Origin of the sequence: Capnocytophaga sputigena, from assembly GCF_900446695.1 — a bacterium.
GTDB lineage: Bacteria > Bacteroidota > Bacteroidia > Flavobacteriales > Flavobacteriaceae > Capnocytophaga > Capnocytophaga sputigena.
On sequence record NZ_UAVP01000009.1, the window covers coordinates 2,501 to 15,671 of the forward strand.

Consider the following 13,171-nt stretch of genomic DNA (forward strand, 5'->3'; position numbering starts at 1 on the left):
GCATCAGGGATTCCCCTGAAACCTAATCCCTAACCCCTAACACCTAAAAAGTTTAAGGTGGTTATAGTCAAAGGTCTCACCTCTTACCATTCCGAACAGAGCAGTTAAACCTTTTAGCGCAGATGGTACTACGGTCACGTGGGAGAGTATGTCGCCGCCTTCTTATAAAGAGCAATTCTGATAAAGAGTTGCTCTTTTTTTATTATATCATCATTTCATAAAATCTCTCACAGTTCCTCCCCAATCAGCCTTGTCTGCCTTGTCTTCCTCGTCCTAATCTCTCCGAGGCTCTCCTAGATTCTCAATTTTCCAAAAAAAAAGAACCCTATCACTAGGATAGGGCTCCTTTAAATGTTTTCACAACGGAATAATCCTTATTGTGAATTGCTTTCAAATTCTGCGACAAAACTAGGTATAATATTTTTAATGTGCAATATTTCTTAATTTATTTTTTACTTCTCACTTCTTTTCGTTATCTTTGCCTCACCAAATTACAAAACAATGAAAAATATACTTGGATTAGATTTGGGCATCACTTCAATAAGTTTTGCCCATATTGTAGAAGATGAAAACAAAGAAAAATCAGAGATTAAAGAGTTGGGAGTGCGTATTGTTTCTTTAACCACAGATGAACAATCCGACTTTGAAAAAGGAAAATCAATAACTACTAATGCTAATAGAACCCTTAAACACGGAGCAAGACTAAATCTTGATCGCTATCAACAAAGGCGAAAATATCTCATAGATTTATTGCAGAAAGCAAACCTAATTACTTCCTCCTCTATTTTAGCTGAAAATGGCAAAAATACCACACATTCTACTTGGCAATTGAGAGCTAAAGCTGTTACCGAACGTATTGAGAAAGAAGAGTTCGCTAGGGTACTACTGGCTATTAATAAAAAACGAGGCTACAAAAGCAGTAGAAAAGCAAAAACTGAAGACGAAGGACAAGCAATAGATGGAATGGCTATAGCAAAACGCCTCTATGATGAAAACCTAACTCCAGGACAGTTATCGCTACAATTACTTCAACAAAATAAAAAACTCCTCCCAGATTTTTATCGTTCAGATTTACAAAGAGAATTTGACCTCGTTTGGAATTTTCAAAAACAGTTTTACCCTGATATCCTAACAGATAGTTTTTACAAAGAATTACAAGGGAAAGGTAAGGATGCTACTTCAAAAGCCTTTTCTAAAAGATATCATTTTGACACAGCAGAGAACAAAGGTTCTAAAGAATCTGTTCGTTTGCAAGCCTATCAGTGGCGTGCGGAGGCTATATCTAAACAACTTTCAAAAGAAGAAGTAGCTTATGTCTTAACCGAAATCAATAACAATTTGAACAATGCAAGTGGCTATTTAGGCGCTATTTCCGATAGAAGTAAAGAACTCTATTTCAATCGTCAGACAGTAGGGCAATACTTGTATGCACAGCTTCAGGAAAATAGGCATAATAGCCTTAAAAATAAAGTGTTTTACCGTCAGGATTACTTAGATGAGTTTGAGCGTATTTGGGAAACTCAAGCTTCATTTCACAAAGAATTGACAGATGAACTTAAAAAGCAAATCCGTGATGTGGTAATTTTCTATCAACGTAAACTTAAATCTCAAAAAGGATTGATATCATTTTGTGAGTTTGAGAGCAAAGAAATTGAGATTGAAAAAGACGGAAAAACTATAACTAAAACCATAGGAGCTCGTGTTGTTCCTAAATCCTCTCCTCTATTTCAAGAATTTAAGATTTGGCAAATACTCAATAACGTTACCTGCAAGAGAAAAGGAATTAGAAAAAAGAAATCATCTGCTAAATCTACTGAATTAGACCTATTCAATGAACCCTCTCAAACAATTTTTAGTTTAGATATGGAGTGTAAACAACTCCTTTTTGACGAACTGAATCTAAAAGGAGACCTAAAATCGGATAAAGTACTGAAATTATTAGGCTATTCTCCTCAAGAATGGGAAATCAACTACAATCAATTAGAAGGAAATCGCACTCAAAAAGCACTCTATGAAGCCTATTTGAAGATTGTCGAAATGGAAGCTCACGATGTGAAAGATATTTTACAGATAAAATCTGCAAAAGACGATTGGTCTTTAGACGAATCTCCTCTTTCAGCTTCCGAAATCAAAGAAAAGGTAAAGGATATCTTCCAAGCATTAGGAATATGTACTAAAATCCTTTATTTTGACCCTCTTTTGCCTGTAAAAGAGTTTGAAAAGCAGGATTCCTATCAGTTGTGGCATTTGCTTTATTCCTATGAAAGTGATGATTCTACTTCTGGAAATGAAACTCTTTACCGAATCTTAGAAAAGAAATACGCTTTTAAGAGAGAACACGCTAGAATACTCGCCAATGTAGCCTTGCAAGATGACTACGGTAGCCTATCTACTAAAGCTATCCGCAAGATATACCCTAATATAAAAGAAAATCAGTATAGCAAAGCGTGTGAATTGGCAGGTTATAAGCACTCTAAACTATCTTTAACCACAGAAGAATTAGAGGCTCGTGAACTGAAAAATATCATTCCACTACTTAAAAAGAACGCTTTGAGAAATCCTGTAGTTGAGAAGATTCTCAATCAGATGATCAATGTAGTGAACGCTTTGATTGAGAAAAACAGCGAACGAGATGCTGAAGGGAAAATTACAAAATACTTCCATTTCGATGAAATTCGCATTGAATTAGCTCGTGAGTTAAAGAAAAATGCCCAAAAAAGGTATGAAATGACCCAAAACATCAATAAAGCTAAATTAGAACACCAAAAAATTAGCGAAATACTTCAGAAAAAATTTGGCATCAAGAATCCTACCAAATCCGATATCATCCGTTATCGCTTGTATCAAGAATTGGAACACAATGGCTATAAAGAACTGTATACGAATGCCCCTATAGCTCGAGATATGTTGTTTAGTAAAAATATTGAGATAGAACACATTGTCCCTAAGGCACGAGTGTTCGATGATAGTTTTTCTAATAAAACATTGACTTTCCATAGAATTAATAGTAACAAAGGAGAGTACACGGCTTTTGATTATATCACCTCTTTAAATAGTGAAGAAGAACTCAATCAGTATCTCACCAGAGTAGAGAATGCTTATAAAACAAAAAGCATATCACTTACTAAATACAAGAATTTACTCAAAAAAGCCTCTGAAATAGGCGATGGATTTATCAATAGAGACCTGAGAGATACTCAGTACATAGCCAAAAAAGCTAAAGAAATACTTTTCCAAGTAACTAAAAATGTGCTGTCTACCTCAGGAAGTATCACCGATAGATTGCGCGAAGACTGGGGCTTGGTAGATGTGATGAAAGAGCTAAATATGCCTAAATATCAGTCGTTAGGACTTACCGAAGTAGAGGAACGCAAAGAAGGTAACAAAGTAACTGTAATTAAGAACTGGACAAAGCGTAACGACCACCGTCACCACGCAATGGATGCCCTTACGGTAGCTTTCACCAAACCTTCTTACATACAGTACCTCAATCATCTCAACGCTCGAAAAGACGAAAACAACAAAAATTATTCGGTTATTTTAGCTATCGAGGAAAAAGAAACAATTAAAGTCCCAACTAATAATGGTAAGAATAAGAGAGTTTTTATAGAACCTATACCTAACTTTAGACAAGTAGCAAAAAAACACCTCGAAGAAATATTCATTTCGCACAAAGCAAAGAATAAAGTAGTTACCAAAAATGTAAATAAACCTGCTGGTACTGATAAACAACAAATCACACTCACGCCACGAGGTCAGCTACACAAAGAAACTATATATGGCAAATACCAATATTATGTCAATAAAGAAGAAAAGGTAGGTGTAAAGTTTGATGAAAGAACTATCACAAAAGTCTCTAATCCTCTTTATCGCGAAGCATTGTTAAAAAGATTGCAAGCTAATGACAACGACCCTAAAAAAGCCTTTACAGGGAAGAATGCACTATCTAAAAACCCTATTTATTTAGATGAAACAAAAACTAAAACTTTGCCAGAAAAAGTAAATCTCACCTACTTGGAAGAAGACTTTTCTATTCGCAAGGATATTTCTCCTGACAATTTCAAAGATTTGAAATCTATTGAAAAAGTAATTGACCAAGGAGTAAAACGTATTCTTATCAAGCGACTCCAAGACTACGATAATGATCCTAAGAAAGCCTTTGTAGACTTAGAAAAGAACCCTATTTGGCTCAATAAAGAAAAAGGAATTGCGATCAAACGCGTTACTATAAGTGGCGTGAGCAACGCTCAACCTTTGCACATAGGGAAAGACCATTTAGGAAAAACTACATTGAATAAAGAAGGAAATGAAATTCCTGTAGATTATGTAAGTACTGGCAATAATCATCACGTGGCTATTTATCGAGATAAAGAAGGTAATTTGCAGGAACAAATAGTTTCATTCTTTGAAGCGGTAGTACGTACTCAGCAAGGGCTTCCTATTATTGATAAAACTTATAAACAAGAAGAAGGTTGGCAATTTCTGTTCACTATGAAACAGAATGAAATGTTCGTATTTCCCAATGCAACAACAGGTTTTAATCCCGCTGAAATAGACTTGTTAGATCCTAAGAACAAAAAATTGATAAGTCCTAACTTGTTTAGAGTACAAAAAATAGCTACTAAAGATTATTTTTTTAGACATCATTTAGAAACTAATGTAGAGACAGATAATGTTCTAAAAAATACAACTTGGAAAAGAGAAGGCTTGTCAGGGTTAAAAGATATCGTAAAAGTCCGTATTAATCACTTAGGCGATATTGTAAGCATAGGCGAATATTAAAACTCTTTTTAAAAACCAATAAAACACTTTTTAAACTATGTTATACTAGGCAATCCTGCCCATTTGAAGTTATATGAGTCATTAAGTTGTTATCAATCACAAAACTACGAAATTTGAAAGCAATTCACAACAAATGCGTTCGCCTGTATCAAGGTCGTTATGTTGTTATCAATCACAAAACTACAAAATTTGAAAGCAATTCACAACACAAATTAAACTATGTTAAGTAGAGTAGAGGTTGTTATCAATCGCAAAACTACAAAATTTGAAAGCAATTCACAACATAAATGTTTAATTTATCAAATAGTTCAACAATAAAGCGCAAAGATACAAAAAAAATATTTTATAAGTAACAAAGCATAAAAAAGGTTGCCCAGACTTCTGAGCAACCTCTTTCTATATTCTATTAGATGATTAACTTCCTAAGGTATACCAATGTACGCCTATCAAATATTGAAACTCCGCTGAAAACGACAACCGTACGGCAACTACCAGTAGAAAAGTCAATGCCGATAAGCCTATCTTCTGGTACGTCTTGCTCACGGTGGCAATGAGCATTCCTAATAAAAAAGCTGCCCCTGTGCTCACAATATAAATCAGAGCTAAACTGAAATGTGCATCAGGCAGACTCCCTGCAATAAGCATTAACCCCGTAAACGGAAGAACAATGCGTAAGGCACTTTGTAGGCATTCTTGGGGTCTCTCTCTTACAAAGAGATAACTCATAATCACTACCCCTGTTAAGTATAGAGGTAGGGTTACCAAATGATCTCCATAGGCTATTGAATTTATAAACAAGTAAAGTACAATAGCTGAGATAAGTTCTAAAAAGATTTGTACTGATTTTTTCATAATAAAAATGATTAAAGATTTTAGAATTTTGCGACAAAGTTATAAGATATTCTCTTCTTTGTCAAGTAAGTTAATAAAGTTTAAGATTGTTTTAACTTTTAATTGTAGACTTTGTATTGTTTTTAATAAATTCTAAATAACAACCTTTAAGAATAAAATGCTAATGCCTTCCTCTCTCTCCTCTGATCACTGCCTCAAACTCCTTAACTAATGCAGGCTGCTGCCCAGCGATATTGTGTCTCTCAGCAGGGTCTACGCTCAGGTCGTAGAGCTGAGGAGCGCCCTCAAAGCCTGTTTCGATGCCCGTCTCCCAAGCCCGTTTCATAGTTTGGGCGGTAGGATCGATATACTTGTATTTGCCTTTCAGCACTACCAGCACATTGCGCAGCCCTTCCTGCACCGCATAAGTACGACCCTTCTTGTCCTTACCTACCCACGAAGCCCAATGCGGCTGCGTGTCGCGTGCAGGTGCTACCTCATAAGGCACGCGGTCAGAGGTCGCTGGCATAATAAAGCTCTCGTCAAAGCCAATATCATTAGGCGTATGAAGGATCGGCTTATTCCAATCGATACCGCCCCTATCGCCTAAGCCTAAGTGCCACTTGCCGATGGCAGCCGTAGCGTAGCCCGCCTTCTTAAAAATAGTAGCCACCGTCTGATGCCTCGCAGGGATGAGCGCAAAGGCATCGTTGTTATCAATCACAAAACTACGAAATTTGAAAGCAATTCACAATATAACATTATGATTTTTATTTGTTTTTTAAATAATAATTCTTACCTTTGTACCCTAATTTAAATTTTAAAATTATGGGTATTATTGCAACACTTATTATTGGAGCCATCGCAGGATGGTTAGGAGGCACTATCTACAAAGGTAGTGGGTTAGGACTTATTGGCAATATCATTATTGGTATTCTAGGAAGTGGCGTTGGGTATTGGCTTTTAGGCAATGTGTTCCACATCTCACTTGGAGAAGGGTGGATTGGCGCTATCCTAACAGGAGCTATTGGTGCTATCGTTATCTTATTCTTGATAAATCTGGTATTTAAAAAGAAGTAATAGCAGAATTAAAAATCAAAAACCCCCGAAAATATCCAATATTTTCGGGGGTTTTTAGTGAATGTTTTAAAATTACCTTTTTGCGTTGGCAGTCCAGGTTTTTCCGTCTGTAGTATACAGAATGTACAATGAAGAGGCGTTAATTCTGATTACTTTTAAACCATCTTGCAAATCAACATTTATTAAAGTGTTATCACCTTCTTTTTTGAAGCTAACACCTTTTAGGTCTTCAATACCATCTGAAAAACGGAAATAATAATCATTCCCTGTTTTTACAACAGTTACTGAACCATTATCAAAAGCTTTTTTCTCTTGACCATTTAAGTAAGAGATGCTACCTTTGTAGGTTCCTACAAAAAGGTCATTGTCTGCAGGGTCATCATTCTTGCTGCAAGAAAAAGCTACTAGTGATAAACAAATCACTGATACTAATGCAATAATTTTTTTCATAGTTGATTAAATTTAAAAATTAATATTAAAGTTTGATGCAATAATTATACCTTAGAACGCTTTATGCAAATTTTGATATATTAATCGTGATATTTTGGTTAAACTATAGAAGATATTTTATCTGTTTTTGTTTAAATATCTTTTAGCTAAAAGTTGCATACCATATTCCAAAGCGATATTTATCCATCGTTTGTTGTTAAACAGAAGAGAGACCCAAGTATTAGCTAATAAATTCTTTGGACTCAAACTTTCTGCTGAAGCAGATACTTGTTGCGTGAGAGATAGCCTGTCAATCTCTTTTTCTAATCGCAGCAGTCTAATTTCATTATCAATTTCTTCAAATGATGAATAAGTCTTATTGTTCATTTTCTTCTTCTTCGGGGTCAGTTTTAAAATAAATTTCGGATAGTTTTCGCAATAGTGACCTCTCAATTAGTTTCTTGCGAAACAATAAAACTACTAATGATAACAATATATAGAAAGCTCCTACAATAGCAAATCCCAAACCATTACTACCTAAAGCCTCACCAATGGCATAAGCTCCAGCAAGTGATAGGAAAAATAATATTAATAAACTTGCAAAGGCATAAACAAAAAAAGTTATTAGCCCATACGAAGATTTAGCTATAAACCTAAAAACTACAAGTTTATAGTAAGCAAACTGCGAATTAAAGGCTGAGTTTGCTTTTGTAGGAACTTCTACAAACGTTTCTTTAATAGAATAAATCGCCATAAAATTATTTCTTAATTTTAGCGGCTTCTTCTTTCAATGAAGCTAATTTCTTTTCTAGAAGACTAATTATATCTTCAGATTTATTGCTTGCTTTTGAAAAAAGTCTATCTACTTTTTCTTCTAAAGAACCTTTTAGTTCCAAAGATTTTTCACGTACACTTTCTGTAAGATTATCTAATTGTTCTTTCAAATCATCAGACTTGTCTCTAAGTGTGTCTTTAATTTTTTTACGTGTGTTTTTACCTTCGTCTGGCGCAAAAAGAATGCCCAAACCTACTCCGATAGCAGTACCTACTGCTAAGCCTAATACGGCATTTGCTGTTTTTGACATAGTGTTCAAAATTAATGTTATTAAATTAGTTATAAAGTGAAATATGGGGCAAAGATACGAATAACTTTCCATAAAGCCTAATTTTCAATAATACTTTTTAACTATAATGTATCGAAAAAATTTATTTTTAGTTTTGATTTATATTCCTTTTTAATCATTTTTCTATTTCTTTTGAGTTCGTTTTTCCTGCTCGTGCGGCTTGTCCTATTCACTACAAAAATCTACAATGTCCTTCAACTTCCTCCTAGCAGTGCAAGCTATCAAAACCAGAACTAAATAAAATATTTTCTACCAATCTATTGTTAATAACCAAAATTATACTACCTTTGCCCTTACAAATCATTATTTACGAATAACCAATAAATAAAATACCAATATGGAAATTCAAGGACGAATTATAAAAATTAACCCTACACAAACTGTAGGGCAAAATGGCTTCCAACGCCGCGATGTGGTGATTATGACCGAGGAACAATACCCTCAGTACATCCCATTCGACTTTGTTCAAGAAAAATGCGTACTCCTCGATAACTTTCAAGAAGGACAAACAGTGCGTATCAGCTTTAATATTCGTGGTCGTGAGTGGGTAAACCCTCAAGGAGAGACCAAATACATTGTAAACTTGCAAGGTTGGCGCATCGAAAATGCCGAAATAGCACCAAACTATCCTCCACAAGGGCAACCTTACCCACAAGGTTATGGGCAACCCGCTTACCCTCAACAAGGATACGCACAACCACAATACCAACAAGCGCCCCCTCAATATCAGCAAGCAGCGCCTCAGTACCAACAACAAGTGCCTCCTCAATACCCACCTCAAATGCCACAACAGCAGTTTCAGCCTACTCCACAACAGGCTTTTGGCACTCCTCCAGTACAAAATGCTCCCGTAGCTCCTGCTGAACCCGAAGATGATCTACCATTCTAAGAATGATATACTTAATAAACGACGAAACACCTTTTCCTTCCCCCGAAACCGCTTCGGAGGAAGGAATTGTTGCTTTTGGAGGCAATCTCAACCCCGCCCGACTCGTAGAGGCTTACTCCCAAGGCATTTTCCCTTGGTATAACGAAGGAGAACCCGTGTTATGGTGGTGTCCCGACCCTCGCTTTGTACTTTTCCCCGAAAAACTGCATATCAGCAAAAATATGCGCAAACTCCTCAGCAAAGCACCTTATCGCGTTACCTACAACCGTTGTTTTACCCAAGTGATGCAGCAATGCGCCACAGTGCCCCGCAAAGACCAACACGGCACTTGGATTCACCCCGAACTCATAGAAGCCTACACAACCCTCCATCAGCAAGGAATTGCACACTCGGTAGAGGTGTGGCAAGACGAAACTCTTGTAGGCGGCTTATACGGACTTCAAATCGGTAAAATTTTCTGTGGAGAAAGTATGTTTAGCAAGCAGCCTAACGCCTCGCAGTACGGTTTTATCACTTTCCTGCAAGCTCACCCTCATATCGCCCTAGTAGATTGCCAAATTCACAGTGAATATTTAGAAAGTTTAGGTGCCGAAGAAATCCCAAGAGCAACATTTTTAAAATTATTAACCATCAATCGTTAAAAGTACAGATTCGCATTTCACATACCCAGCTGCACCAGCTCACTGACTTTGTACGCGTTTTTCTACATCGTTAAAACACAATTGATATGAATGAACCATTAGATATTATATTAAAATCTGTCAGGAAAGTAGAGTGGAGAACGCTAAAGGATTGTTTAGGCTTTATAGATTACAATATAGCTGATATATTGAACAACCTTATTGATGATGATCCACACAAAAGAAATATCGCTTATTGGCAATTAGACAACCAGATTGTTATACAAGGAGGTCTATCCGAAAGCTGTTTTTATATACTGCCATTTCTTAATGAATTGGTAACTATTACAAACAACAGACTCGAACTTTTAAATATCATTTTTGAAATATTCAATGGTAACGACAGAAATGCACAAGGCGAGCATATAATAATTAAATACAATGCTGAAATAGAGTCTTTTGAGCATTTTATTCCTACTTCAGTAGGGAGGGAAGCCCCTCTTTTACCCTCAATTATAACCTATATGGAAGCTAACAAAAGTGTTTATCTAAAATTGCTGAATGATATATCTTCTGTAGAAGAACTTGAAACGCTTTTGTATATTATTTTATGTTTTAAAAGAGATCCTTTTATCAAAGAATGCGTTTATTCAGCAAAAAATAATGAAAAAAATAGCATATATAATGAAATTTTTAAAGGTTTTATAGCCGATATTGAAGAAGTGCATTCTCTTTAGAAATTAAAAAAAACAAAACTATTTATGGATAATATAATAGATTAGTTTGAAGAAAAAAGAAATTGTAGATAGTGTATTATAATGAAATATATGTTTTATCCCCCCAAAAAAATAATGAGTGACTTTTTGTACATAATAGTACTCACTCTTTTAATGATAAAAATATTCTTTGCTTATATAGAAAGTAGTAGCTTTTTCAGCACTGAATTTTTATCATACCTATTCTCTATCAAACCTGATATTGTAAAATTTATAAATAGATTTTCTATTCACTACTTAGTAAAACTATCTTTTTTACTTATTTGGGTTTTTTGTTTGCATTTTATTATTTTCAAAATAATCAAGTATATATTAAAAAAATGCAATATTAGTAGCTATAGTTACTATGTTTTTCCTATAGTAATATTTCTATGGTATTATTATTTTCCTATGATAATGATTGTTATTTTCCTAACATTTAATGAATATGTTAGTGCCAAAGAACTTTTGGAATTTTGTATAAATCCTTTTTTATGGGTACAATAATTCTAATAATTCACCCTCAGGTGAAAAATTCGTGAAAATCCGTGCAATTCGTGGGCTTTTAACTTATTTAGCTCCACAATCCTTGCAATCCAGCAGCGCTAGCTCACTGACTTTGTACGCGTTTTTCTACATCGTTAAAATACAATTGATATGAATAAACCATTAGATATTATATTAAAATCTGTCAGAAAAGTAGAGTGATTACTCTGATTATCAATTATTTTTTGTATTATGTTATGTACGGGCGTTTTGCAAACGCCCATTAGCAAATCGCCCGTGCGGCTCGCACAAATCGTCCGTACGGCTTGCACAAATCGCCCGTGCGGCTCGCACTTGCCCATACAACTCGCACCAAATTAAAATTATTCGTATCTTTGCCCCCTCATTCTAACTAATACTAAAAATGAAAATATCATTTAAAAACGATTATGCCGAGGGAGCTCATCCAATGATATTAGAGGCGCTTATGTATACGAATGCAGTGCAACAAGCTGGTTATGGGAACGATAGCTATTCGGCAGCTGCCAAAGAACTCATCAAAAACAAGATAGAAAACCCTGAGGCGCAAATATTTTTTGTAAGTGGAGGTACACAAGCTAATATGCTGGTAATAGGCACTTTGTTGCGCACCTACCAAAGTGTGATAGCCCCCGAAACAGGACATATCGCCGACAATGAAACCGGAACCATAGAAGCCGTAGGTCACAAAATACACTTAGCTCCAGCAACAAACGGTAAAATTACCCCTGAGAGCATCACCGATTTTGCCACCCGCTATACAAATTATCCACACCAAGTTCAACCACGACTCGTGTATATTACGAACGCCACCGAGATAGGAACCATCTATACTTTGGCAGAACTCAAAGCGATTTACAAGTGTTGCCAAGCGCACAACCTCCTGCTATTTATGGATGGTGCGCGATTAGGGTCGGCATTGAATGCTGAAGACAACGATATACAATGGAAAGATTTAGCGCGTTATACCGATGTTTTTTATATAGGAGCTACCAAAAATGGCGGATTGTTAGGTGAAGCCATTGTGTTCAACAAACCAGCCCTAGCCGATGGTTTTGAGTATTATCTCAAACAACAAGGCGCATTGCTTGCCAAAGGTCGTTTGCTCGGCTTGCAATTTCTCACCTTGTTTGAAAACGGATTGTACGATGCTTTGGCATTGCACGCTAACAAGCAGATGAAGCGCATCAAAGAAGCGTTTGTAGCCAATGGTTATACCTTGCTTTCAAATACTTGTACAAATCAGTTATTCCCGATACTCACTCACACGCAAATTGCCGCATTGGCAGAGCAGTTTGATTTCTACCAGTGGCAAAAAGTAGATGAAACCCACACCGCCATTCGGTTGATTAGTTCGTGGGCTACTACCGATGCACAAGTAGATACGCTTATCCAAGCAATTCAATTATTATCAGTTGCAAAATGAAAAATTATCTTCTTCCTTTTCTCTCTATCGTTATAGGGGCTTGCCTTGTGTTGTGGCTCAAACCCACACAGAAGAGTAGGATTAAGTTGTTATTGGCTTTTAGTGGTGCTTTTTTGATGGGGATGACCATTTTTCACCTCCTCCCCGAAGTATATCACGAAGCATTGCACACTCACGAGGAAAACAGTGATTTTGGCGATAAAGCCATAGGCGTATGGATTGTTGTAGGCATACTCTTGCAAATCGTTTTAGAGTTCTTTTCTCACGGTGCTGAACACGGTCATTTTCATTCACCTGCCAAAGGATTACAAACGCATTTCCCTTGGGGGTTGTTCATCAGTTTGAGTATCCACTCGTTGCTTGAAGGCTTTCCGCTACACGAGCACAGCAATATGGTGTACGGCATTTTCATCCACCATTTGCCCATTGCTATGGTGCTGACAATCTTTTTCTTAGATTCTGGCATCGGACTCAAACGCACGCTCGCTTTTCTGTTTGTCTTTTCGCTAATGACCCCGCTGGGTGCTTTTTTAGCAAACTATGTCCCCGCCTTATTGCCCTATCACAACCTGATGAGTGCTGTAGTCGTAGGGATATTCTTGCATATCTCGTCAGTAATACTGTTTGAAACCTCCGAAAATCACCAATTCAATTACAGGAAATTAGGCGTGATTGTTATAGGTTTTGCAATGGCATTTCTATTCAATTAA

The 13,171-nt window shown here is 36.2% G+C and carries 13 protein-coding genes and 1 rRNA gene; 8 read left to right on the top strand and 6 right to left on the bottom strand.

The features are described 5' to 3' along the window. The first annotated feature begins 53 nt into the window (after positions 1-53). Both rrf and cas9 read left to right on the top strand, forming a co-directional pair. Positions 54-163 (top strand): 5S ribosomal RNA (gene rrf, locus DR017_RS10205). A gap of 338 nt (positions 164-501) precedes the next feature. After that, positions 502-4,782 (top strand): type II CRISPR RNA-guided endonuclease Cas9, encoded by a 4,281-nt coding sequence (cas9, locus tag DR017_RS10210; protein WP_002678519.1) that lies wholly within the window; start codon positions 502-504, stop codon positions 4,780-4,782. A gap of 414 nt (positions 4,783-5,196) precedes the next feature. On the opposite strand, the gene DR017_RS10215 is transcribed toward cas9, so the two are convergent. Together DR017_RS10215 and DR017_RS14525 are read right to left on the bottom strand one after the other, a co-directional pair. After that, on the bottom strand, positions 5,197-5,634 hold the full coding sequence (locus DR017_RS10215; protein ID WP_002678419.1) for a hypothetical protein: 438 nt from the start codon (positions 5,632-5,634) through the stop codon (positions 5,197-5,199). Between the two features lie 160 nt (positions 5,635-5,794). Next, a complete protein-coding gene (locus DR017_RS14525; RefSeq protein WP_002678609.1) occupies positions 5,795-6,337 on the bottom strand; it encodes a sulfatase-like hydrolase/transferase in 543 nt (180 codons plus the stop codon). A gap of 104 nt (positions 6,338-6,441) precedes the next feature. Here DR017_RS14525 and DR017_RS10225 point away from each other — a divergent pair, with 104 nt between their 5' ends. Next, on the top strand, positions 6,442-6,693 hold the full coding sequence (locus tag DR017_RS10225) for a GlsB/YeaQ/YmgE family stress response membrane protein (RefSeq protein ID WP_002678556.1): 252 nt from the start codon (positions 6,442-6,444) through the stop codon (positions 6,691-6,693). Between the two features lie 72 nt (positions 6,694-6,765). Here DR017_RS10225 and DR017_RS10230 read toward each other — a convergent pair whose 3' ends face one another. The 4 genes from DR017_RS10230 to DR017_RS10245 form a co-directional block, all read right to left on the bottom strand. Then, positions 6,766-7,143, bottom strand: coding sequence for a hypothetical protein (locus tag DR017_RS10230; RefSeq protein ID WP_002678420.1), 378 nt, complete (start codon positions 7,141-7,143; stop codon positions 6,766-6,768). Between the two features lie 117 nt (positions 7,144-7,260). Then, positions 7,261-7,509, bottom strand: a complete 249-nt coding sequence (locus DR017_RS10235) for a DUF6327 family protein (protein ID WP_002678554.1) — start codon at positions 7,507-7,509, stop codon at positions 7,261-7,263. Beyond that, on the bottom strand, positions 7,499-7,876 hold the full coding sequence (locus tag DR017_RS10240; RefSeq protein WP_002678524.1) for a hypothetical protein: 378 nt from the start codon (positions 7,874-7,876) through the stop codon (positions 7,499-7,501). Before DR017_RS10240 ends, DR017_RS10235 begins: the two co-directional genes overlap by 11 nt. 4 nt (positions 7,877-7,880) lie before the next feature. Further along, the gene (locus DR017_RS10245) at positions 7,881-8,207 is read right to left on the bottom strand and encodes a YtxH domain-containing protein (RefSeq protein WP_002678349.1); all 327 of its coding nucleotides are present in this window, start codon (positions 8,205-8,207) and stop codon (positions 7,881-7,883) included. 376 nt (positions 8,208-8,583) lie between these two features. Between DR017_RS10245 and DR017_RS10250 the strand changes: the two genes are divergently transcribed. From DR017_RS10250 to DR017_RS10275, 5 genes are all read left to right on the top strand, one after another. Next, a complete protein-coding gene (locus DR017_RS10250; RefSeq protein WP_002678487.1) occupies positions 8,584-9,135 on the top strand; it encodes a DUF3127 domain-containing protein in 552 nt (183 codons plus the stop codon). Between the two features lie 2 nt (positions 9,136-9,137). After that, positions 9,138-9,776 (top strand): leucyl/phenylalanyl-tRNA--protein transferase, encoded by a 639-nt coding sequence (aat, locus tag DR017_RS10255; RefSeq protein ID WP_002678339.1) that lies wholly within the window; start codon positions 9,138-9,140, stop codon positions 9,774-9,776. A gap of 86 nt (positions 9,777-9,862) precedes the next feature. Beyond that, complete coding sequence (locus DR017_RS10260) at positions 9,863-10,492, top strand: hypothetical protein (protein WP_002678372.1); 630 nt, start codon at positions 9,863-9,865, stop codon at positions 10,490-10,492. 928 nt (positions 10,493-11,420) lie between these two features. After that, positions 11,421-12,461 carry a threonine aldolase family protein gene (locus DR017_RS10270; RefSeq protein ID WP_002678553.1) on the top strand — a complete coding sequence of 347 codons (1,041 nt, stop codon included), beginning with the start codon at positions 11,421-11,423 and terminating at the stop codon, positions 12,459-12,461. Beyond that, positions 12,458-13,171: a ZIP family metal transporter gene (locus tag DR017_RS10275; protein ID WP_002678413.1), complete on the top strand. Its 714-nt coding sequence runs from the start codon at positions 12,458-12,460 to the stop codon at positions 13,169-13,171. The genes DR017_RS10270 and DR017_RS10275 overlap by 4 nt, the downstream gene beginning before the upstream one ends.